Annotated in this window: 19 protein-coding genes; 12 read left to right on the plus strand and 7 right to left on the minus strand. The window is 61.5% G+C overall.

Features of this window, described 5'->3' with window-relative positions; translation table 11 throughout:
* The first annotated feature begins 129 nt into the window (after positions 1-129).
* Entirely contained in the window at positions 130-942 is an 813-nt protein-coding gene (locus M0D68_RS10100) for a class I SAM-dependent methyltransferase (protein ID WP_266224222.1), read from the plus strand.
* A gap of 50 nt (positions 943-992) precedes the next feature.
* On the opposite strand, the gene M0D68_RS10105 is transcribed toward M0D68_RS10100, so the two are convergent.
* Positions 993-1,253, minus strand: coding sequence for a hypothetical protein (locus M0D68_RS10105; protein WP_200619178.1), 261 nt, complete (start codon positions 1,251-1,253; stop codon positions 993-995).
* A 173-nt stretch (positions 1,254-1,426) separates the two neighbouring features.
* Positions 1,427-2,350 (minus strand): LysR family transcriptional regulator, encoded by a 924-nt coding sequence (locus M0D68_RS10110; protein WP_200619179.1) that lies wholly within the window; start codon positions 2,348-2,350, stop codon positions 1,427-1,429.
* A gap of 105 nt (positions 2,351-2,455) precedes the next feature.
* Between M0D68_RS10110 and M0D68_RS10115 the strand changes: the two genes are divergently transcribed.
* Genes M0D68_RS10115 through M0D68_RS10125 form a run of 3 tightly spaced genes read left to right on the plus strand, consistent with a single transcriptional unit; the run spans position 2,456 to position 5,164 of the window.
* On the plus strand, positions 2,456-3,121 hold the full coding sequence (locus tag M0D68_RS10115) for an RraA family protein (RefSeq protein WP_200619180.1): 666 nt from the start codon (positions 2,456-2,458) through the stop codon (positions 3,119-3,121).
* Entirely contained in the window at positions 3,121-4,362 is a 1,242-nt protein-coding gene (locus tag M0D68_RS10120) for a pyridoxal phosphate-dependent aminotransferase (RefSeq protein WP_234486652.1), read from the plus strand. The genes M0D68_RS10115 and M0D68_RS10120 overlap by 1 nt, the downstream gene beginning before the upstream one ends.
* Positions 4,346-5,164 carry an alpha/beta fold hydrolase gene (locus M0D68_RS10125; RefSeq protein WP_200619194.1) on the plus strand — a complete coding sequence of 273 codons (819 nt, stop codon included), beginning with the start codon at positions 4,346-4,348 and terminating at the stop codon, positions 5,162-5,164. Before M0D68_RS10120 ends, M0D68_RS10125 begins: the two co-directional genes overlap by 17 nt.
* 12 nt (positions 5,165-5,176) lie before the next feature.
* Here the strand turns inward: M0D68_RS10125 and M0D68_RS10130 are convergent, their stop codons facing one another.
* The gene (locus M0D68_RS10130; RefSeq protein ID WP_200619181.1) at positions 5,177-5,830 is read right to left on the minus strand and encodes a GntR family transcriptional regulator; all 654 of its coding nucleotides are present in this window, start codon (positions 5,828-5,830) and stop codon (positions 5,177-5,179) included.
* Between the two features lie 32 nt (positions 5,831-5,862).
* Between M0D68_RS10130 and M0D68_RS10135 the strand changes: the two genes are divergently transcribed.
* A complete protein-coding gene (locus M0D68_RS10135) occupies positions 5,863-7,020 on the plus strand; it encodes a pyridoxal phosphate-dependent aminotransferase (protein ID WP_266224223.1) in 1,158 nt (385 codons plus the stop codon).
* A 780-nt stretch (positions 7,021-7,800) separates the two neighbouring features.
* The gene (locus M0D68_RS10140; protein WP_200619183.1) at positions 7,801-9,846 is read left to right on the plus strand and encodes an arabinofuranosidase catalytic domain-containing protein; all 2,046 of its coding nucleotides are present in this window, start codon (positions 7,801-7,803) and stop codon (positions 9,844-9,846) included.
* Between the two features lie 125 nt (positions 9,847-9,971).
* Here the strand turns inward: M0D68_RS10140 and M0D68_RS10145 are convergent, their stop codons facing one another.
* From M0D68_RS10145 to M0D68_RS10160, 4 genes are all read right to left on the minus strand, one after another.
* Positions 9,972-10,292 carry a pyrimidine/purine nucleoside phosphorylase gene (locus M0D68_RS10145; RefSeq protein WP_200619184.1) on the minus strand — a complete coding sequence of 107 codons (321 nt, stop codon included), beginning with the start codon at positions 10,290-10,292 and terminating at the stop codon, positions 9,972-9,974.
* 191 nt (positions 10,293-10,483) lie between these two features.
* On the minus strand, positions 10,484-11,188 hold the full coding sequence (locus M0D68_RS10150; RefSeq protein ID WP_200619185.1) for a hypothetical protein: 705 nt from the start codon (positions 11,186-11,188) through the stop codon (positions 10,484-10,486).
* Between the two features lie 316 nt (positions 11,189-11,504).
* Positions 11,505-12,848 (minus strand): hypothetical protein, encoded by a 1,344-nt coding sequence (locus M0D68_RS10155; RefSeq protein ID WP_266224224.1) that lies wholly within the window; start codon positions 12,846-12,848, stop codon positions 11,505-11,507.
* Positions 12,849-13,395: 547 nt separating this feature from the next.
* Positions 13,396-14,250: a helix-turn-helix transcriptional regulator gene (locus M0D68_RS10160; protein ID WP_200619187.1), complete on the minus strand. Its 855-nt coding sequence runs from the start codon at positions 14,248-14,250 to the stop codon at positions 13,396-13,398.
* Positions 14,251-14,432: 182 nt separating this feature from the next.
* Here M0D68_RS10160 and M0D68_RS10165 point away from each other — a divergent pair, with 182 nt between their 5' ends.
* The 6 genes from M0D68_RS10165 (at position 14,433) to M0D68_RS10190 (ending at position 21,936) form a co-directional block, all read left to right on the plus strand.
* Positions 14,433-15,221, plus strand: a complete 789-nt coding sequence (locus M0D68_RS10165) for an SDR family NAD(P)-dependent oxidoreductase (protein ID WP_211702603.1) — start codon at positions 14,433-14,435, stop codon at positions 15,219-15,221.
* A 198-nt stretch (positions 15,222-15,419) separates the two neighbouring features.
* Entirely contained in the window at positions 15,420-16,583 is a 1,164-nt protein-coding gene (locus tag M0D68_RS10170) for an HPP family protein (protein WP_200621648.1), read from the plus strand.
* 100 nt (positions 16,584-16,683) lie between these two features.
* The gene (locus M0D68_RS10175; RefSeq protein WP_054043339.1) at positions 16,684-17,097 is read left to right on the plus strand and encodes a MarR family winged helix-turn-helix transcriptional regulator; all 414 of its coding nucleotides are present in this window, start codon (positions 16,684-16,686) and stop codon (positions 17,095-17,097) included.
* A 6-nt stretch (positions 17,098-17,103) separates the two neighbouring features.
* Positions 17,104-18,894: a chloride channel protein gene (locus tag M0D68_RS10180; protein ID WP_200621647.1), complete on the plus strand. Its 1,791-nt coding sequence runs from the start codon at positions 17,104-17,106 to the stop codon at positions 18,892-18,894.
* 358 nt (positions 18,895-19,252) lie between these two features.
* Positions 19,253-20,125 (plus strand): M24 family metallopeptidase, encoded by an 873-nt coding sequence (locus tag M0D68_RS10185; protein WP_200621646.1) that lies wholly within the window; start codon positions 19,253-19,255, stop codon positions 20,123-20,125.
* A gap of 11 nt (positions 20,126-20,136) precedes the next feature.
* Positions 20,137-21,936: an SDR family oxidoreductase gene (locus tag M0D68_RS10190; RefSeq protein WP_200621645.1), complete on the plus strand. Its 1,800-nt coding sequence runs from the start codon at positions 20,137-20,139 to the stop codon at positions 21,934-21,936.
* Positions 21,937-21,956 lie beyond the last annotated feature (20 nt).

A 21,956-nucleotide genomic window follows, 5' to 3' on the forward strand; every position in this document is an offset into this window, starting at 1 on the left:
ACGTTGACGAGGCTGGTATGCGCGGCCACTATAGCGCAACGCCCGACCAGAAAGAGTACGCCTTGGAGTGGCTTGGCCTGCTCTCGAATGGATGGTCGCGGGCGCTATTAAGAGCTTCAAGGGGATGTCATGACTGAGCGCGATAAGGTGTTTGCGGGTTCGATCCCGAAGTTCTACGACACGCTGATGGTCCCCCTAATCTTCGAGGCCTACGCTGCCGACCTGGCGGAGGTTGTTGCAGCCTTCGCGCCCGGCTCGGTGCTTGAAACGGCGGCCGGCAGCGGCGTGGTCACGCGGGTGCTTGAACCAAAACTTTGCGCTGGCGCGCGGTACGTGGCGACCGACCTTAACCAGCCCATGCTCGACTATGCCGCTACCAGGCAGGGGGCCGATAGCCGTATCGAATGGAGGCAGGCGGACGCGCTCGACCTGCCGTTCGAAGCTGCATCGTTCGACGTCGTTTGCTGCCAGTTCGGCGCGATGTTTTTCCCCAATCGGATCGTTGGCTATGCCGAGGCGCGTCGCGTGCTGAGACCCGGCGGGCGCTTTGTCTTCAATGTCTGGGACCGTATCGAAGAGAACGCCTTTGCCGACGAAGTCGCCAACGCCGTCGCCACGGTGTTTCCGCACGACCCTCCGAGATTTCTCGCCCGCACGCCGCACGGCTATCACGATATCGCGCTGATCCGAGAGGAGTTGAGCCGCGCAGGGTTCGCCGACATCGAGATCGCGACACGCGAGAAGGTGAGTTGCGCGACCTCGGCACGCGCCGCCGCCGCTGCTTATTGCCTGGGAACGCCGCTGCGCAACGAAATCGAGGCGCGCGACGCCGGCTTGCTTCAGCTGGCGACGGACCGAGCGACGGAGGCGATTGCCAACCGTCATGGCGAAGGCCCGGTGGTCGGCAAAATTCAGGCGCATGTGATTGTGGCGGCGGGATAGTGGAGTCTCGGAGCGAGGCTGTTGCAAGCCCGATCGGCATGTACGGCAAGCTAGTGATAGTTAACAAAGTTGATGATGTCATTGAGGAACCACGGCAGAATCAACTGCGTATCGGGATCGCTGACACCGACGCTGAGTCTAGGTCGCTTTGACGTGGAGCCACCAGGCGTCGCACCGTTGGTAGAGTGCAGAATGTAGGTATCCGTGTCGGCCGGACCTGGCCCGGTGGTCTGATTATTCGTGGGCGACCATGTCGAGGTGCAGCCGGCGGTGAGCAGGGCGAGGGCCGCTGCGAAGCAAAAACGTCTCATGATGGCGTGAACTCCAGCAACGTGGCTTTGACAATATGGCTGATGACGACTTCGGCACGGTACGTGGACGGATCTTCAAACGTAACGCGTTTTCTGCGCGGTGATGACGAAGCCGGCAAGTCAGGCTTCAGTCAATGCTGGTCATCGAACCCGGGCGAACCCAAGTAGCCGGCCTAGCGCAACACCTTACGCATCTTCGGACCACCTCCAGTACTACCTAATACGGCAACCACGGCGTCAATAAGCGGATTATCCCGACCAGTACTCCAGGCCACAGCCGTAGTCACCACACTTACATTTTCCTTGAGCGGGCGAAACACAACATTCTCAGGAGCCAGCTTCTTCAGCGAAGCCGGCACCAGAGCAATGCCTTGCCCGCAGCCCACGAAAGCAACCTGGGAAGCCACCGAACGGACCTCGTGCAGTATTCGCGGAGAGAACCCATTGGACCGGCAAGACGCCACCAGGCTATCGAAGTACACCGGGCTTACCTGCCGGGAAAACATGACGAAATCCTGATCCGCGAGCGACGCCAGCCTGATGCGTGAAGCTCCAGCCATCGCATGATCACGATGCATGGCCACCGCCAGCCGGTCCTGGGCCAGCGGCAATGACTGAATCGTCCCGCCAAGCTCGCCCTCCAGTCTGGCGAAAGCCAGGTCAATGTCACCGGCCTCGAGCGCTGGAACGGCCTCCACACTGTCGATCTCTTTGACCGATATTGTAAGTTGCGGGTACTCGGACTTTAGCCGCTCGACTAGCGGCGGCAGAACATCCAGCATCGCAGACGAAATCGCCCCAATTGTCAGGACGCCACTCCGTCCGGCGACCGCCTCGCGCACCGAGAGCTCAAGTCGCTCAAGCTGTTCCGCGAACTTACGCACCGCAGGCAGGATCGCAGCGCCAATCGGCGTAAGTTGCGTCCCACGCCGGGAGCGCTCGAACAGCTTCACCTTCAACGCCTGTTCGAGCGCCTGGATCTGCTCAGTCAGCGGCGGCTGGGACATATCCAGGCGCCGTGCCGCACGCCCGAAGTGCTGTTCCTCTGCAACGGCCAGGAAGAGCCATAAATGACGGATAAGCCGGAAGTTGATCATGATTGACTGATAGGTTTGACGTATCGAAAGCTTCTAAAATTCGGAATTTACATATCTAACTGTAGGCGTGAAAGTAGGGCATCGCAACCATCTCGCGGCGCTGCCATGACCTCGACCTCACTGCTTGATCGCTTTGCCGCGCTCGACACCAACACGGTATCGGACGCGCTGGACTTCCTTGGCATTCCCGGCGCTACGTTCGGCCTGCGCCCCTTGTGGGATTGTCCGAAGATCGTCGGGCGCGCCAGCACCATTCAACTGGGACTGAAGGCGGACGCGGGACCAACCGTCCACCTGATTTCGCCGGTCATCGCTCAGATCCAGTCAGGCGACCGGATTCTGGTTATTGCCGGCGGCATCGATGGGATTTCGTGCTGGGGCGACATCCTTGCCAATGCTGCCCAATTCAAGCGCATTCGCGGTTCAGTAATCGATGGCATGAGCCGTGATATCGACGGCAGCGAATCGATCGGATACCCGGTCTTTGGGCGTGGCGTCACGACGATCAGCGCACGCAATCGGGTCGTTCAGGTTTCCTCAGGCGAGCCCGTCCGCGCCGCCGGGGTGCTCGTCAATGAAGACGACTACGTCATCGCGGACCGTTGCGGCACGGTGTTCGTGTCGGCTGCGCGCATCGAAGAAGTCATTGAACTGGGTGAACGCATCGCGCGGCGCCAGGACGGGATGGTGCAGGCGGTGCGTGCCGGACGATCGGTCGCTGATGTCATGCACGACAAGGAATTCGACGCCATCAAGGAAGGGTGCAGGTAATGAATCACGAAGATCTGCAGCACCTGAACGTTCACCTTGCCAAGGCCCAAGCTTCGGCGACCTACCGCATGATGGACCACGTTGCGGTGCGCCGTGCCGCGGGTGCCAGGGTCCTCTCGCTCAGCGCGGGCGAGCCGGACTTCGACACACCCGTGCACATCTGCGACGCGGCAGTCGACGCGATTCGTGCCGGACACACGCGCTATACGCAGGTCGCCGGCATGCGGTCGTTGCGCGAAGCAGTGGCTGCGAAATTCCAGCGCGAAAATGGTCTTGACGTCAGTTGGCAGGACACGATCGTCTGCGGCGGCGGCAAACAGGTCATCTACAACGCGCTGGCCGCAACCCTCAACGAAGGCGACGAGGTCATCGTGCCCGCACCTTACTGGGTGAGTTACCCTGAGATGGTTCAGCTGTGCGGCGCGACCCCGGTCATCGTCACCTGCGGCAGCGAAGACGGTTTCAAGCTGACGCCCCAGGCGCTGGCCGACGCAATCGGACCACGCACGCGCTGGCTGATCCTGAACTCGCCTTCCAATCCGACCGGTGCGGTCTACACGCGTGAAGAGCTAGCCGCGCTTGCCGCAGTGCTATTGGCCAATCCGCATGTGCTGATCCTGTCGGATGATATCTACGAACATCTGATCTTCGATGGTGCGACCTTCCATACGATTGCTCAGGTCGAGCCGCGGCTGATCTCACGCACGCTGACGATGAACGGCGTGTCCAAAGCTTATGCGATGACGGGCTGGCGCATCGGTTTCGGCACCGGTCCGCGCTGGTTGCTGGATGCAATGGAAAAGCTTCAGGGGCAACAGACCTCGGGCGCCAGTGCTATCTCGCAGCATGCAGCATTGGCGGCGCTCACCGGCCCTCAGAACTTCATCGCCGAATCGCGATCCGTCTTCGAGCAGCGACGCGACCTGATGGTGAAGCTGCTCAATCAGGCCCCCGGTCTGACATGTGCCTTACCCAGCGGCGCCTTTTACGCGTTTGCCTCGTGCGAGGGGCTGATCGGACGCACGACGCCGGCCGGCGCAAAACTCAACACCGACGAGGACGTAGCAGCAGCCATACTGGACGAAGCCGGCGTCGCCGTGGTTCAAGGCAGCGCTTTTGGGCTCGGCCCCTACATCCGGATCGCCTACGCGCTCGATGACGACGCACTAATTGAAGCGTGCCGTGCGATCACGAGTTTTTGCCAATTACTTAGTCAGGAAAATCATGCCGTCGCCGAGTGAGCTTGCAAGAGAAACGCTGACGCTGAGCGTACAAGGTGTTGACCTCCAGATCGCCGCAATGCGCAGGGCAGGTGAACGGGCGCCGATCTTGTACCTGCACGGCTTCGGTTCGACCAAAGAAGATTTCGCCGACATCGTTCGCTATCCGGCGTTCGCGGGGCGTGCGGTCGTGGCATACGACGCACCTGGCTGCGGCGCAACACACTGCAGCGATCTGTCGAAGATTTCGATTCCGTTTCTGGTCGCGACTGCGAAGGCCGTGCTTGAGCACTTCGGCATCCACAGGTTCCATCTCGTCGGCCACTCAATGGGCGGCCTCACCGCGCTCATGCTGGGGCATGAAGAACCTCAGCGCGTGCTGAGCTTCACCGATATCGAGGGTAACGTGGCGCCCGAGGACTGTTTCCTGAGCCGACAGGTGATCGATTATCCGGCGGAGAACGCGCAAGCATTCTTCGATGACTTCATTGAACGGGCTTGGCGTTCGCCGTTTTATTCGTGTCCGCTCTATGCAGCGAGCTTGGGTCACAAGGTGCGCGCTGAGGCGGTGCCGGGCATCTTCAGATCCATGGTCGAACTGTCCGACCATGGTGACCTGATGACGAAATTCCTTTCACCGCCGTTCCCGCGGATGTTCATGTATGGCGAGCAGAACGCTGCTCTGTCGTATCTGCCGTCTCTTCGGGCGCACGGAATAGAGCTGGCGGAAATATCCCATAGCGGGCACTTTCCGATGTATTCGAATCCCGTCGAAATGTGGGCGCGCCTGGCGCAGTTCCTGGCGACAGCTTCGGCCGGTTGACTACCGGCTTCGTCATTGCCGCGCTTCGCGCAGCGCGTCCTGCATCACAACGCCAGCCGCCTCGATATGCGCTTTCGTCAAGCGCTTGGCGGCGCGCCGATCTCGTGCGAGCACTGCATCGAGGATCGCATGATGCTCTGCCAGCGAGATGCCCTGGTAGCGCTCTAGCTGCCAGACGAGCCGCAGATAGCGGTCAGTCTTGCGCCAGATTGCTTCCAGCGTCTCCAGCAGATGCCGCTTGTCGCTCGGCCGATAGATCGCTCGATGAAATGCCCAGTTGTCGATCGACCAGTTCTCGACCTCGTGCGCGTTCTCGTCATGCTTAAGAATTGCGCGGACCGCGGTCTCGTCGTCTGCGCCGAACGCATCGATAGCGGAGTCGAGCGCCAGCAGTTCGAGCGCGATCCGCATCTCCGTTAATTCTGACGCTTCGAGCCGCGTCATCGCGGAGACGAATGCGCCCCGGTTCGGCACGATCGTAACGAACCCGCTCGCCTGCAACTGCACGAACGCCTCACGCACCGGAATGTGACTGGTGCCGAATTCCTTCGCAATCAGATCCTGCCGCAGCTGCGTCCCGGGCACCAAGGTGCCGTTCGCGATGCGCTCGCGCAGGAGTTCGGCAAGCGAAGTCGAAGAGGGCTTGCTATCTGGAGATTTTTTCACTTTAATATATTAAAACGATAACGGAGGCCTGTGTGACAGTATCTCGCTTAAGAAATATTCCTGGCATTGGAGTCGACCGAATCGGCGACGCCGCGGATTCTCTGCGCGACGCGGACATTCTAAGGCTTGAAAATCTCGATACCGACCTGCGGCCGCCGGCGCAGGCGCTGGCTCACACGCACGAGGCCATCGACGACGACGCGGCAAACAGCTATCTGCCCTTCACCGGCCAGCGTGCATTACGCGAGGCGGCCGCCGAGCGGGTCGGCCGCGCCGTGGGCGTCGCATACGACGCAGCGAGTGAATGCATCGTCTCGGCCGGCGGCCTGGCGGGGATTTTTAACGTACTGCTCTCGATTCTTGAGCCGGGCGACGAGGTCGTGCTGACGGATCCGACCTACGCCGGCCTGATCAACCGGGTGCATCTGGCCGCAGGCGTGCCGAAGTTCGCGCGGCTGCAGCCGGGTGCCGACGGCTGGCGGCTCGATCTCGACAGTCTTGCTGCGGCGATCGGGCCGCGAACGAAAGCGCTGCTGATCATGTCGCCTTCGATGCCGAGCGGCTACGTCGCATCGCGGGACGAATGGCTTGCGATTGCGGAACATTGCAAGCGCAATGGCATCTGGCTGGTCTATGACGCGGCGATGGAGCGCATCCTGTTCGACGGGCGCGAGGTCATTCATCCCGCCGGTTTGCCGGGCATGCGCGAACGCACCATCACCATCGGCGCGGTGTCGAAGGAGTATCGGATGATCGGCTGGCGCGTTGGCTGGATCGTCGGGCCCGCATCGATCATGAACGACGTACGTCTCGTGAGTTTGTCGAACGTGGTGTGTCAGGTGGGAATCGCGATGCCCGGCGCCACTGCCGCGCTCACTGCAACCGACGACGGCGTGGCAGCTGCAGTCGCGGAATGGGAGCGTCGTCGCGACTTCCTGATGAGCGCGCTTGCTGATCTGCCGGTGATCCGTCCGCATGGCGGCTGGTCGATGCTCATCGATACCCGTGCGCTGGGTCTGGAGCCACCCGAGGCGTCGAAGCTGCTGCTCGAACGCGGCAAGATCGCGGCTACGCCGATGACGAATTGGGGACCCGGCGCGGACCGCTATCTGCGTTTCGTTTTCTCCAACGAAGCCGTTTCGCGCTTGCATGACATTCGTGAGCGCATACGCCGGTCGTGGCAGGTATGACTCCCGAGAAGTGGCTACATAAACGGCGCTGACCGCAAAAAACGAGCGCTTTCAGTGTGTCGTACGACCAGGTCGGCCTCCACATGTTCGCTAGGCATGCCTCAGTTGCCACGCGTACTCAATCGTCTTGAGGAACAAACGCCCGACTAGCGGCGCGCTGATTTATTACAAATTGTATTAGCGATAATATTGGCAAAATTCGGGTAGGCAAGCTCCACTTTCCCCACTATATGGGTGTCACGTCCGATTCCTTAGTCTGAGCATACGGGATTGTACTGAGGCGATAAGTCGATATTATTGACTAATATTATTACCTAACGCGGCGACCCTACCGTCTCGCGTCGTCAGGTGCTGTCCCGCAGGGCAGCCGATCGATACAACGATAGTGGAGACGAGCATGGCGAGCCGCTGTGTACCGCAATGGATGGTGGCGATGTTGGCCGCTGACCTCGTGTACTAGTCGCCCGCGCTCACGAACGCGATGAATACAATGCCGCGGTCCGTGGCCGGCGAGATCCTGCGTGACGGCCAGCCAACGCATTTCGACTGCCAGGCCGCCGCGCACGCCGTCATCTTTGCGGTCTACCAGACAATCAACTTCATTCCCGCGCACCGTATGGCTGGGGCGGTGTGTTACATCGCTTGGCAGCACGTTTTCTAGCTGACGGCAATGAGTGGCAGTTCTGAACCCGCCTGACCCGTGGTGATTTTTTATAAATCATTTTGCATGACTAAGTTGAACGAGTCCAATCAGAAGCTATGGCTTCATAGGAGGAGGTCATGATGTCCAGAGGAACCGGATTAATTGCTGTCTTGTTAGCGATGACCGTCGGGCTTGCCGCATGTAACGGAGATAGTAGTGGCACGTCCGCATCTCAAGCGACAGGGGTGTCGAACTCAAGTACGTCGCCGTCGCCGACGAATGACGCAGCCCAGTCAAATGACAGTACACAAGCGGAACAGGCGATCGCGAGCGCGCTACCTTGCGACGCCGCAGCAACTGCCAACACGCCGTGTTCAGCGGCTCATAGCGTGACACGCTTGCTGACAAAGAATTACAGAGGCCCGTTATTCCAGGTTCGACGTGCGTCCGATAGTGCAACGCAGGACATCTACCCCTATACGTCGGGTAGCTTGCCGAACGGCGCCGACCGCACGCTGATCGGCTCGGCCAACGTTAAGAGCGCAAACGCGTTCTGCAACAATACAAGCTGCTCCGTCACCTACATTTACGATCAGATCGACCTGGTTGCGCCGCTCAAGGGAGGAGCATTCGGCAATGTGCCGGCCACCCTCACACTCAACGCGGACGGAACAGAGTCACTGACCCTGCCGAATAGCGGCTCAGGGAAGCAAAAAGCGACGACTGTTCCGGTCCTCAACGGCTTTGCGACAATCACGCTTCCAGGAACCAGTGGAGCACTGACCGTTCAACTGCTCCAGCCCCCCACCGCGCTGACCACCCAGTCACCGACGCTCCAATTATCGATCGGAAACGATTTGCCGGCGCTCCCCGGTACGCCGGCCAAGTTAGGCTTCGTGCCGTTGCAAGGCGTTCAGATTCCAGCTCTCGGTACTTTGGCGGGACAAGCCTATCGCAACAGGTTCGGCACGGTGAACCAGTCGATTGGTGATAGCGATATCGCTGAATACATGGTGGCAGGAGCGCACTATAGCCAGTCCTCCACGTGCTGCGGGACCTATGGAAATATGGAAAGCAGTGCTAACCCGAGCACCTATGCGCATGGAGAAGTAGAAGGGGAAATGTTCGCGCTGGCGTTCTCGAACGGCAACGCAGCTGTGTTCGGCTATTGTGACGGCGACTCGAACCAGGCACCGAACGTAAAAGACCCCGTGTGCAACGCACTTGATATTAACTGGCCGGGCGTCGACGCGGAGGCAGGCGTTTATCTCTATGGTCCGCAGCAGCCTCCAAAAGAAAAGTTCGTCACGGTGCTTTCTAAATACTCACCGGTAACCGCGTCAAATATCTTCGTGGTCAAAGGCGGCTCTGCCTCGCAGAGCGTACTCACGGCACTCTATGACCAGGCGCCCCCAGAAGCCTTGAACTTTGGCAACGACGCGGGTCATGCATTTAATGGGCAATGGCAGGGCGGTCTTTCGCTTGGCGAAGGCGGCGACGGTAGCGGTGCTCCCATCCAGTTCTTCGAAGGAGCGATCATCACCAAGGCGACATCCGACACGACCGATAACGCGATCCAGGCGAGCATTGCAAAGTTTTACGGACCGCCTGCTGACAAGGCCGTGGCTGCCTGCTATGCAAACAATCTGATCAACTCGCCGCTAAATCTCGCCACACCGGATGCATGGTCGCAACAGAATGGAGGCACCGCTGTGCCTGCAACTGATGTCTCCGGAGTGAACAAGGGCGCTGCAATGGTTACCAGCACGAACGGCTCGTCAGTCTCGAATGTCCGCGAAATCATCAGGGTTCAGGGCGGCCAATCTTATAGCTTCACTGACTACGTTCTCGCCACTACGAACGCGGCGGTCTTTCCTGGGGGATCAATCCAGACCGATGACCCGAGCGGCACTGAATTTGGCTGGGTCCTCAACACGAATACGGGCGCTGTAGTGCGCGGAACATGGGGCGCCGGACAGGCAACTTCGCTGAGCGCAGTGAAATCGGGTAACTGGTGGAAAGTGACGATGACCCTCACCGCTCCCGCGGGATCGAACAATGCATCAGTTTTTATCGATCCGCCCACGTCTAATGCTGCTGGAGCTCGTTCACAGCAAGCGCCGTACTTGAGCGCAACACACTATTGCCCAAGCCTTGCAATCGTGACTAGCGCTGGAGCGTAGACGTGAACCGTGTGGTGGTTTCCGCAGACAGTCGCTCTTAAGGGAAGGGCGTCACGGAAAACATAAAGGAAAGGTCAGCAAAGTGGGTGACGGTGCCGGGTGAATGACCCGGCACCCGTCCGTCTTTACAGATAGCTGCAGACGTAGTCGAGCGTTTCGACCACATCGATATCGAAGCGGCTCTTGCCGGGCACCGAGAACGACTCGCCCGCGCCATACGTCTTCCACTCGTCGCTGCCTTCGAGGCGGATGCGGCATTGGCCGGCCTGCACCTCCATGAGTTCCGGCGCGTCGGTGCCGAAGTTGAGCGTGCCGGGCAGGATCACGCCGAGCGTCTTGCGCGTGCCGTCGGTGAAGAGAACAGTGTGCGAGACACACTTGCCGTCGAAGTAGACGTTGGCGCGTTTGATAACGGAAACCTGATCGAATTGCGTTGTGGCCGTCATGGCGGTCTTCCTTTGGGTCATCGTGAATGGATGCATTCGCGCCGCGTAGCGGCGGCGGGCGGTGCGCGATCTGCGCGGACCGCCGGCGCGGGCTTTCGTTGGACGCAAGCCCGCCATCATACAGGCGGCCGGCGGCGTCAGCCGCTAACCCACGTGCGTGTCAGGGCAACGCTGCGACGTGATTCTGACGACTAGCCAGCCCGGGACCAACGACCCGAGTCCGGACACACAATCACCTGTTCGCCGTTCAACTGGACTTGCTCGGTATCCGGTTGCGGCGAGGTCGAAGGGGCAACGTCGAAGGCCACCTTCAGTGCGTGCCCCACATGAGCATTTTCGATGGGAAGCTCCCAGGTCAGGAATATCTGGATCCAATCCTGGTCCGGCGGGAAGTCGGCCGCATTAAAGCCAGTGCTGTTGCGCTGGATGACGCCATGAGGCTGGCCAGTATCGAATATCACAACCGTTCCCCGGGTCAGAGGAATCCGCCGGCCCAGAGCCGGAAAGTGCAAGTCCAGACCTCGGTCCTCGCTCATGAAGAGATTGCAGAAGGCCGCGTCGCCATATTGCGCACCGTCGTGGTGATACCGCGCGCCGCGGCAGGCCATGAGGGCGACGTCACTGGCGGCAAGCACCTCAGGCAGTCCCTGCGCGTGCGTCCAATCGGACACGGCCTGCACGCAGCGCGTGTAGTCCGGCCAGCGCGCCCGCGCTCGCGGCAACGGCATGGGTTCGACGTCACCGGGTTCCAGGACCAGATGCGACGAGATCTCTCGCTCCCAATCCGCAAGCAGACGAACAGGGGGCATAGGAACGTCGACTGTGCCTGATAGCACGATGTCGCTCACGCTTCGGCTGCGAATAGCGTCGTCACTCCAGTAATAGGAGGTCAGCATGTGGCGCATTCGATTCAGTTGAGGGGGGAGTCATCCGGGCATTGTAACGATCCCGCGGGCCCGCTTCGGCGCGAGCCGGTCGTGCGCCGTGGCGCTCGCGAAGCTGTGCGGGGTTGACCGCGTCCGACTTCGTGGAGATTGTCTCGCGTAGTCAGCGGCCAGCAGATGCAGCGTGTGACGTATCGTGCGGGTTGACTCATATGAATGCGCCGGGCCTGACGTTGTAAGGCTGTGATGCCAGTCAGGTCCGGCCGTCTTTTTGTTGCACCCACGAGGTCGCGCTGGAGGTGCCCCCCGGGGCACCTCGCATTGCGGATTAATGCTTGGGTGTGGACGGCGTGCTGCTGCCGCCGAGTCCGCCTGTAAGTCCGCCGAGCAGGTTCGTCAACGGGGCGAGCGGAGACGAGCCGCCGCTTGCACCGCCGAGTACACCGGTCAGTGTGCCGACAAGGTTGGTCAGTGGTGCAACCGGATTGGACGCGGTGTTCGTCGACGATCCATGAGAGGTGCCGCCGCCCAGGCCTCCGGTTAGTCCGCCGAGCAAGGTGGTAACCGGTGCGAGAGGGCCGCTGCCTTGCGCTGTGCCGCCTCCCAACGCGCCGGTCAGTCCACCGAGCAGGGTGGTAACTGGTGCGAGAGGGCTGCTGCTGCCTTGCGAGCCGCCGTTCACCGAGGCCACCGACAGCCCGCCGAGCAACGCGGTCACAGGTGCCAGCAGGCCACCGGTGCTATGTCCGCTCGATCCGCCTGTGACGCCGTGTGAACCACCGGTTGTGCCGTTGGCCACACCGTTGCCATTGCCGCTACCACTGTTGTTGCCCACGGTGATCGGCACGATAGGCACGCTGATCGCGCCGACGCTGACGACCAGGTTTACGATCGGATCAAGCAGGCCGCCGGTGGTCTGACTGCCGCTGCTGGAGCCAACGCCAGTGTTGGAGCCGCCGGAGCCGCTGGTGCCGCCGTGACCACCGTTGCCACCGCCTGAGCCGCCCGAGCCGCCGCCGTTCCCACCACCCGAACCGCCTGAGCCGCCCGAGCCACCGGAGCCACCTGAGCCACCCGAACCTCCAGAGCCGCCGCCGTACCCGCCACCTGAGCCGCCGTGGCCGCCGTCTCCGGAGCCGCCGCCGTTCCCACCACCCGAACCGCCTGAGCCACCCGAGCCACCGGAACCGCCGGAACCTCCAGAGCCGCCCGAGCCACCCGAACCTCCCGAGCCGCCGCCGTACCCGCCACCTGAGCCGCCGTGGCCGCCGTCTCCAGAGCCGCCACCGTTCCCACCGCCTGAACCTCCCGAGCCTCCTGAACCGCCGGATCCACCCGATCCACCTCCGTATCCACCACCCGAACCGCCCGAGCCCGTGGAGCCACCCGAGCCGCCGCCATAACCGCCGTCTCCAAAACCGCCGCCCCATGCCGAGCCGCCGGCCCAAACCGAGCCGTTACCCGCACCGCTGCCGGCCCATGCGCCGGATGTGGTACCGCCTCCTGTCCACGCGTATCCCGATCCTGGTTGTCCGGTTGTCGTCCATCCGCCGCCTTGCGTAAACGAGGGCGGCGGTGTGGTCGTGACGTCTCCGGCCTGACAAGAAGTGGCTAGCGACCACCATAGGAGTGCGCTCGCCGATGCAACAAGAGTGTGTTTGAAGGGAGCCATGATTAGTCCTTTCGCGATGAAATCGCGTCCTGATTGGAAGGTGTAATCAGTGCCCCCGGAAAACCGCTGATCGGTCTTGCAGAAACGTTTGCTTTTCTAGCCCGAGACCGCGTTTGTGCGCGTCGCCTTCGATTAATTTTGGAGCTGGCGCGGTAGCGCCATGCTCGGATGTGGCTTGCTCGGGCAATTGGTCGCTGCAAGTTCCGAGCCAATGCGCCGGTTACGGAGCGCGGCATGTTCCGCGCACGCGCAGTGCAGAAATTGAGTGGTGTGCGGCGATGAGGGTCTTGCTGGACAGGGTAGATCGGGCGAGAGGGAGAACGCAGTGGCGGCATTGCGTGGGGCGTGTTACGTCCAAGGTGTTACGTGTTCCCGTCACGTCGAACGTAACCTCGCCGTTACACGTCGTGTTGCGCAATTAGTTCAGACAAAAGGCGGCGTTGCCATCATTCGGAATCCGATCTATTGAGGCACGTGTTGGAAACGCACGTTTAGATCTGTGCTGGCTCAATGACTTCTAACGCTCGCGATTCGAGGGTGCACCGGCTCACTTTGTTGCAAGTGCCTGCTTGTCTTCAATCAGGGATCTGATCCTCTCCTGATCGATCGGAGTCGCGGGGTTGTAGACGATCATCTGAAGATCCGGCCGCCCGTCGACTGCGAAGGATGAGTATTCCAGCGAGATCGGCCCGAGCACGGGGTGGCGCAGCCGCTTGACCCCCTCGCCGTAGGTCTGCACTTCATTGTCCCGCCACATGGCGGCGAACTCGGGACTCGAGCGGCACAGTTCGTCGACGAGCGGCGCCACCTCGGCGTCGGCGCCTGCGCGCGCGGCATCGATCCGGAAGGCGCCCACCACGAAGCGGGCCACGCTTGTCCAATCGAACTGCGCGGCACGGACGCGGGGGTCGCAGAAGATCATGCGCAGGACGTTGCGTTGTTCGGGTGGCAGGGAGCCGTAGTCGGTAAGCACGGTTGCGGCGGCGCGATTCCAGGCAACCACATCCCACGTCGCAGTCCTGACGATCGCGGGACTGTAGGGCAGTGCATCTAGCAGGCGCTGCAGTCGAGGCGTGATTGCGTCACCGCCGCGATAACGGACTTCGGGCGGATGACCGAGGCCGAGCAGGAACACGTGTTCGCGCTCGACTTCGGTCAGCATGAGTGCTTTGGCAATGCGGTCCAGCACGTCCGCTGATGGATTGCCGCCGCGCCCCTGCTCCAGCCATGTGTACCAGGCCGCGCTGATATTGGCGCGCTGCGCCACCTCTTCGCGGCGTAGTCCGGCCGTGCGCCGCCGGCCACCGGAAATGCCGAAGGACGCGGGATCGAGCTTGGTCCGCCGGTTCTTCAGATAGTTGCCGAGCCGGTTGCTGCTTTCGTCGTCGTTCACTTGGGCCATGCTTAACCTGTTAAGACGTATACCCGGATAAATTTGCCAATTTAACAGGATGATTCTGCCTCGTACGTTGCTCGCAATCAATCGAATTCGGAGGGGTTTCACATCGACATCGCGCGCGAGAAGGGTGTGTCGGCGTACGAGGGTGACGGCCTCAGAGAATCAAGGCGATCTCGGCTGATACCATGACGCTCACCCTGTTTAAGCGAGAAAACGACATGAGACTGAAAGACCGCGTTGCCCTGATTACGGGTGCTCAACGAGGCATTGGATATGCAATTGCGGAAAGGTTCGTGGCCGAAGGAGCAAAGGTGGTGCTTGCCGACGTAACAGACGCGACCGCCGAGGCAGACGCGCTGTGCGCCTCGGGCGGCGAAGCCTGCTACGTTCGTGCGGATGTGTCGCTGGAACCCGATGTGAGCGAAATGGTCCGCCTCGCTGAAGAACGATTCGGAAACGTGGACATACTGGTTAACAACGCCGGCATCGAATTCGCGAAAACTGTTCTCGATACGAGCGTTGCGGAATGGGACCAGCTGATGGCCGTTAACCTGAAAGGCGTTTTCCTATGTTCGAAAGCCATCATCCCGGCGATGCAACGGCGCGGTCGGGGCGTCATCATTAACATTGCATCCGAACTGGGACTCGTAGGCGAGGCCAATGTGGCGGCCTACTGTGCCTCGAAGGGCGGGGTGGTGATGTTGACAAAGGCGATGGCGATCGACCACGGTCGTCAAGGTATTCGCGTGAACTGCCTTTGTCCCGGACCCGTTACGACGCAATTGCTGGAGGACGTGTTTTCCAGCAGCGCCGATCCGGCCGGCCTGCGGCGCTCTTTCGAAGCTGCGACGGTGCTGGGCCGAATTGGTTCTCCTGACGAAGTAGCCGGCGCCGCAGTCTTTCTGGCGAGCGACGACTCGGCCTACATGTCTGGCGCAAATCTGGTCATCGACGGGGGATGGACCGCGCGGTAAATCCGGATCGAGCGCGTCGGAGCGGGGCGCGGCATCCGCGTGGCAAGGCCAGTGCTATCAGGGCGTGGCGGCGCGGAACGGACTTTTATATCACAACGAGATATAATGCTAGCGAGACGCGTTTTCATTTCGTGAGGATTTGCACCTTAAGGTGCAGTCCAATCCCACGTGATACCCGCCAACTTTCCCATCTAAACCTTGTCCCGCTACGCCCTCATCCGTTGGCTTTCCAGCTTCGCTCCTCATCCCATCGCTGTGCGGTGGCCGGAACGCCTGAGATCGTGTCTCGGTGCATTGCTAGGGATTGCGTTCACCGGCGGGACAATGCACGTTCTTCTCGGACCAGCGGCAAACATTCCGCTCCTCGTCGCGCCAATGGGCGCGTCGGCTGTGCTGCTGTTCGCGGTGCCCGCCAGTCCACTTGCGCAACCGTGGTCCATCATCGGCGGCAATATCGTCTCCGCGACGGTTGGCGTTGCCTGTGCAAGCTGGATCGCCGATCCGTTAGGCGCCGCTGCTTTGGCCGTCTCGCTGGCGATCTGTGCCATGTTCGCGCTGCGGTGTGTTCACCCCCCATCAGGCGCGGTCGCCTTGACCGCCGTTCTTGGCGGTCCGGCCGTGCATGCGCTGGGCTACCGCTTTGTGGTTGAACCGATTGCGATCCAGACGGTGCTGCTGCTGTGCGCGACGATCGTCTACCACGCTGCGACCGGGCATCGATATCCGCACGTCGCGCAGAATTCTGGCAAAGGCGCGGCTGCATCGTCTGCGGCCTCGAACGAAGGTTTCACGCGCGCGGACCTCGAGGCGGTGCTGAACCGGCGCGGGGAATTGCTCGATATCGACACGGACGATCTGGAGTCCCTGCTGCGCGACGTTCAGTTGCAGGCCTACGCCCGCACGTTCAATGAACTGACGTGCGCGGACATCATGTCGCGTTCGCTGGTCGCCGTGTCGGCAAACACGAGAGCGTCGGCAGCATGGAGTCTGCTGAAACAGCGCCATATCAAGGCGCTCCCGGTCACTGACGAGAGACAGCACGTAATCGGCATCGTGACTCGCGCCGACCTTGTCGACAAACGGGCGTATAGCAAAGGGGCCGGTTTGTCGTCCCCCGTGCAACGCTGGTTCCGGCGCAGCATCACGCCGGCACCGCTCGTCGGTGCGTTGATGAACGTCGGCGTTCACACGGTCGACGCGGCGACACCGATCGTCGAGCTGGTGCCGGTGTTCGCGAACTACGGGCATCATCACATCCCGGTTCTGGACTCGAATCAGAGGCTTGCAGGAATGATCACGCAGGCCGACCTCATCGCGGGACTCTATCGCCAGTCTTACGCCAGGCAGCGACACGCGGCATAGCAATGGCAATCGCACTATCGTAGGCACTTGCGCGTGAGTACGTGCGTAAATATCACAAAGTGATAGAATTTCACATCACCTATTTCTCCACAGTACTCCGATGAAAACACTCACGCGCGGCTTGACCAAGGCGAACTTCGAGCAACTGTCCGAGTTTCGCTACCAGATGCGTCGCTTCGAGCGTTTTTCTGAGCAGGCCGCGCAGGGTGAAGGCATCACACCGTTGCAGTATCTGTTGCTCCTGCATATCAAGGGTTATCCGGAGCGTGACTGGGCGACCGTCGGCGAGCTTGCGGAACGGCTTCAGGCGCAGCATCACGGCGTGGTCGCGCTCGTGTCCCGCTGCGAGGCGCTCGAACTGGTCCGCAGAAAGGTCAGTGAGACGGACCGTCGCCAGGTCGAGGTTCATTTGTTGAAAGCAGGCGAGCAACTGCTGGCCCGCCTCGCCGAGATGCACCGTGCCGAACTGAAGTCGCTCAAGGGCACGTTCAGTGTTCCCCAGATCGATGTTTGAGTCGCCATGAGTCTCGATACCCATAAGCGCGACTTTTCCACCAACGCGCGGCTTCCCGGTATTTCCGCACTCGCCGCGGCAATTGGTGCGCTCAGCACGCTTGCGGCGTTCGTGCTGCTGAGCCTGATTCATCTGTTCACCAATCTGTTTTTCTTCCAGCAATTTTCGTTTGCGGAGCGCTCGCCGGCCCTCAACACGTTGGGTATCTGGGTGGTGATCATCCCGGTGATCGGCGGTCTCATCGTCGGATTCATGGCCCGTTACGGTTCGGAAAAGATCCGTGGACATGGCATTCCCGAAGCGATCGAAGCCATCCTGTTCGGCAAGAGCCGCATGTCGCCGAAAGTGGCGATTCTCAAACCACTGTCGTCCGGCATTGTGATCGGCAGCGGCGGGCCGTTCGGCGCGGAAGGCCCGATCATCATGACAGGCGGCGCGCTCGGGTCGCTGATCGCGCAGTGCGTGAAGGTCACGTCCGCTGAACGCAAGACGCTGCTGGTTGCCGGCGCCGCGGCGGGCATGACAGCGGTCTTCGGCACGCCGGTGGCGGCCGTGTTGCTCGCAGTCGAACTGCTGCTGTTCGAATGGCGTCCGCGTAGTTTTCTGCCGGTTGCACTTGCGTGCGCAGTTGCGGGTTTTGCGCGTGCGGCATTCTTCGGCACGGGGCCGCTGTTTCCGCTTGAGACTGCGCCTCCCGGCGCGCTGTCGCTGGTGTCCTGCGTCATTGCAGGCTTGTTGTCCGGCGCGCTTGCATCGGGCCTGTCGGCCGCGTTGTACAAGACCGAAGACCTGTTCGGCAAGCTGCCCATTCACTGGATGTGGTGGCCCGCGCTCGGCGGCCTCGTTGTCGGTATCGGCGGCTTTCTCGAACCTCGCGCGCTGGGCGTTGGCTACGACGTGATCGGTGACCTGTTGCATCAGCACATTGCAATCCAGATCGCGCTGGCGATTCTGATCGTGAAGGCGATCATCTGGGTCGTGGCGTTGGGCTCGGGCACTTCAGGTGGCGTGCTCGCGCCGTTGCTCATGTTGGGCGCAGGGCTCGGCGTCGTGCTCGGCCACGTGCTGCCGGGCGGCGAACCTGCCCAGTGGCCGCTCGTCTGCATGGCGGCCACGCTCGGCGCTACCTTGGGCGCGCCATTGACCGCCATCGTGTTCGCTTTCGGTCTCACGCACGACAGCAACGCATTGCTGCCGCTGCTTGCCGCGACGCTGGTCGCGCACGGGTTTGCAACGGTCGTCATGAAGCGCTCCATCATGACCGAGAAAATTGCCCGGCGTGGCTATCACATCTACCGGGAATACGGCGTCGATCCGCTTGAGCGCCACCACGTGGATGAGGTGATGTCGCGTACGGTCGAGACAATCGATGGCGATATGTCCGTGAGTGAAGCGCTAGCAACGTACTTCGGCGCGACGCAGAGACATCGCGCCTATCCGGTCGTGCGTCAAGGCATGCTGGAAGGTGTGGTCGATCGCGCGCTACTGGAAAAAATGCGCGATGACGAGGCAGCGGATGCGCTCGATTCGCGCCTCGTTGACGTGTTGCGCCACCGTTCTCCCGCATTTGCATTGCCGAGCGAAACCTGCCGGCTCGTCGCAACGCGGCTTGCGGTGCAAGGTCTCGAACGCTTGCCGGTAGTCACGGACTCCGAAACGTTGCAATTGGTCGGCATTGTGTCGCGCAGCGATCTGGTCAAGCCGTCTCTTGCCCACTTCGACGAAGAGCACAAGAAAGAACGCTTCCGGCGCTTGCCAATCCACGCCGGCAAGCGGCACTTCCCACCGGTTCCTTAAGTCAGCGGCCAGTCATTGGCCGCTCATTGGCCGCTCATTAGCCGCTCAACAGCCGGAACAAATACCCGGTTTGCCGACGAGCAAACAACGCTCCGGCTCGTCTGCCACCACATCCCCACGCCACACGGTTGATGCCGAAGTCGGTGCCTGACTGAGTTCAGGCGCCCGTACCTTCGGCTAACCGGACGGCCTCAACGCCCCCATCCCGCATCCCCAATAAGCCCCCAGGGAAAACAACCAGTGGACGAGCACCCAGGGTGGTGTACGATCCAATCGTTACATCAAACAATGTAACAATAAAAAATGTCATCGTGACGGGTGGCCGCGCCCCCGTCGACAGCATATTCGGGAGGCATGTATGGGTGACAAGTCCATTCCACACGTCGACGTGGAAGAATTGACGCAGTTCCGCGAAGTCCAGCAACTGGCCTATCGCTGCGTCGAGAGCGTCGGCGAAATGCTCCAACCGGGCATGACGGAGAAGGACGCCGCCCGGCTGCTGACCGAATGGCTGCAGGATCACGGCGTGCGCGACTGGCTGCACAAACCCTTCGCCTGGTTTGGCGACCGTACCGCCTTTGAAGGTTTTTCCGGGCTGTCGCACATGGCCGGCTTTAACCTGGCATTCTTTCCGAGTTCGCGTCGGCTGGAAGAAAACATGCCGGTCATTCTCGACGTGGCGCCGGTGCTGAACGGCGTGATCGCCGATGTCGGCTACGCCACCTGTGTCGGCACGAATCCCACTCTCGAACAACTGAAAGACGACCTGGCCGAGCACCGCGAGTTGATCGTCACCATGGTGAAGCAACGGCACACGCTTGCCGACGTAGCGCGTGCGGTCGACCTGTTGTGCAGAAAACAGGGCGTCGAGCCGCGCCACAAGGCCTATCCGTTCAAGGTGCTCGCGCATCGTGTCGCGAAGCTGAACCAGCCGGCCAAGCCGCGTTTCGTGGCGCGTTTCGGCCTGAACGCGACGCGCAACCTCGTCCTCGATCAGGTTAGCGCGGGCAGGAAGGAGGGCTGGTCGCCGTTATGGTCGATCGATCGCCGCTCCGATCATGCACCGACGCCTGGCCTCTGGGCCGTCGAGCCGCATCTCGGCTTTCAGGGTGTAGGCGCCAAATTCGAAGAGTTGCTGGTCATCACCGATGACGACGCCTACTGGCTCGACGACGACCTGCCGCATGTACGCCGCTGGGCGCAGCGCGGGCGGGCGTTGGCCGCAGCATGACGGAGGCGCACATGCAACTTCTAACCGAACCGATATCGCCCACGCTGTACGAGGCGCCACCCGTCACGCGCCGCACCGAATTCACAGTGAACTCGGGCGACGTGACGCTTGCCGCCAGAGCATGGGGCGACCCCGCCCGGCCTACTGTGGTGTTAGTGCATGGCTACCCCGACAACTGCGAAGTCTGGGACGCAGTGGCCGCATTGTTGGCGCAGGATTTCCATGTGATTGCCTACGATGTCCGCGGTGCGGGGCAATCCACCGCGCCCAAAGGGACGGCTGCTTACCGTCTGGGAAAACTCACCGACGACTTCATCGCCGTCATCGACGCCGTGAGCCCGAATCGCGCCGTCCATCTGGTCGCGCACGACTGGGGCTCGATCCAGGGCTGGGAGTTCGTCACCGAAGAGCGCTTGCGCGGACGCATTGCGTCGTACACGTCGTGCTCGGGCCCTTGCCTCGACCACGTCGCTTACTGGATCCGAGCACGCTTGTTGCATCCCACGCCGCGTTCGATCGGCAAGCTATTGGGTCAACTGGTGCGCTCCTGGTATGTGCTGCTGTTCCATTTGCCGGTGCTGCCAGGTTTGACCTGGCGAGTGTGGCTCGGCCGCGGGTGGCCGCGTGTATTGCGTCGCGTGGAAAAGACGCAGATCGCACCGCGCCCGACGCAAACGCAGGACGGCGTGCGCGGCGTCTCGCTGTACCGCGCCAACTTCATCCGCTGCCTGTTCACGCCGCGCAAGCGTTACGCACACGCGCCGGTCCAGGTGATCGTGCCGACGCTGGACAAATACGTTAGCCCGGCCTTGTCCGAAGATCTTTCGCGGTGGGTGCCTAAGTACTGGCGCCGTGAGCTGACCGCGCGGCACTGGTTGCCGGTCACGCACCCTGAACAGATGGCCCGGATGGTGCGTGAACTCGTCGATCACACTGAAGGCGGCGTCGAACCGGACACGCTGCAACGCGCCCGCATGGACGCCGCACGCAAACCGCTCAGCGGCAAGCTCGCGGTTGTGACTGGCGCAGGCAGCGGCATCGGGCGATGCATTGCACTGGAATTCGCGAAGCAGGGCGCCGCAGTGGTCGCGGTCGATATCGACACAGCAAGCGCGGAACGCACGGCTACGCTGGCCAGGTTGTCAGGCTGCAAGGCGTACGCACGCAAGGCCGATGTTGGCAGCGCCGAACAGATGGAAGCGCTGGCGAATTGGGTAGGAACGGACCTCGGCGGCGCGGACATCGTGGTCAACAACGCCGGCATTGGCATGGCGGGCGGCGTGCTCGACACCTCGGCACAAGACTGGGAACGCATTCTTCACGTCAACCTGTGGGGCGTGATTCACGGCTCACGCCTGTTCGCCCGGCAGATGGTGAAGCGCGGCAATGGCGGTCACATCATCAATACGGCGTCCGCCGCGGCCTTCGCTCCTTCGCGCGATCTGCCGGCCTATGCGACCACCAAGGCTGCCGTGTTGATGCTCAGCGAGTGCATGCGTGGAGAACTCGCTGCACACGGGATCGGCGTCAGCGCAATCTGCCCGGGGTTCGCCGAAACCGGAATCATGGCCTCAACCCAGTATGTCGGCGCCAGTGCTCAGGAACAGGACCGCATGCGCCAGAAAGCCACCAGGCTTTACCAGTTGCGCGGCCTGCAACCCGAAACGGTCGCGAAAGCCGCGTTCCGTGCGGTATTGCGCAACAAGCCTGTGGTCGCCATCGGCTTCGAGGCGCATTCAATGCGTTTCATCTCGCGCTACATGCCTGGACTAAGCCGCGTGATCGCCCGCATCGGCATGGTGCCGCGTTGATCTCACTCACCGGATGCCGG

The sequence above is a fragment of the Paraburkholderia sp. SEWSISQ10-3 4 genome (assembly GCF_030464785.1).
Lineage (GTDB): Bacteria > Pseudomonadota > Gammaproteobacteria > Burkholderiales > Burkholderiaceae > Paraburkholderia > Paraburkholderia aspalathi.

Bases quoted from the DNA above. Each gene is read 5' to 3' on its own strand.
- M0D68_RS10150 (WP_200619185.1), bottom strand. From the start codon at position 11,188: ATGCTGACCTCCTATTACTGGAGTGACGACGCTATTCGCAGCCGAAGC.
- M0D68_RS10185 (WP_200621646.1), top strand. From the start codon at position 19,253: ATGGGTGACAAGTCCATTCCACACGTCGACGTGGAAGAATTGACGCAG.
- M0D68_RS10160 (WP_200619187.1), bottom strand. From the start codon at position 14,250: ATGGCCCAAGTGAACGACGACGAAAGCAGCAACCGGCTCGGCAACTAT.
- M0D68_RS10165 (WP_211702603.1), top strand. From the start codon at position 14,433: ATGACGCTCACCCTGTTTAAGCGAGAAAACGACATGAGACTGAAAGAC.
- M0D68_RS10110 (WP_200619179.1), bottom strand. From the start codon at position 2,350: ATGATCAACTTCCGGCTTATCCGTCATTTATGGCTCTTCCTGGCCGTT.
- M0D68_RS10175 (WP_054043339.1), top strand. From the start codon at position 16,684: ATGAAAACACTCACGCGCGGCTTGACCAAGGCGAACTTCGAGCAACTG.
- M0D68_RS10155 (WP_266224224.1), bottom strand. From the start codon at position 12,848: ATGGCTCCCTTCAAACACACTCTTGTTGCATCGGCGAGCGCACTCCTA.
- M0D68_RS10100 (WP_266224222.1), top strand. From the start codon at position 130: ATGACTGAGCGCGATAAGGTGTTTGCGGGTTCGATCCCGAAGTTCTAC.
- M0D68_RS10105 (WP_200619178.1), bottom strand. From the start codon at position 1,253: ATGAGACGTTTTTGCTTCGCAGCGGCCCTCGCCCTGCTCACCGCCGGC.
- M0D68_RS10120 (WP_234486652.1), top strand. From the start codon at position 3,121: ATGAATCACGAAGATCTGCAGCACCTGAACGTTCACCTTGCCAAGGCC.
- M0D68_RS10115 (WP_200619180.1), top strand. From the start codon at position 2,456: ATGACCTCGACCTCACTGCTTGATCGCTTTGCCGCGCTCGACACCAAC.
- M0D68_RS10145 (WP_200619184.1), bottom strand. From the start codon at position 10,292: ATGACGGCCACAACGCAATTCGATCAGGTTTCCGTTATCAAACGCGCC.
- M0D68_RS10190 (WP_200621645.1), top strand. From the start codon at position 20,137: ATGCAACTTCTAACCGAACCGATATCGCCCACGCTGTACGAGGCGCCA.
- M0D68_RS10140 (WP_200619183.1), top strand. From the start codon at position 7,801: ATGATGTCCAGAGGAACCGGATTAATTGCTGTCTTGTTAGCGATGACC.
- M0D68_RS10180 (WP_200621647.1), top strand. From the start codon at position 17,104: ATGAGTCTCGATACCCATAAGCGCGACTTTTCCACCAACGCGCGGCTT.
- M0D68_RS10125 (WP_200619194.1), top strand. From the start codon at position 4,346: ATGCCGTCGCCGAGTGAGCTTGCAAGAGAAACGCTGACGCTGAGCGTA.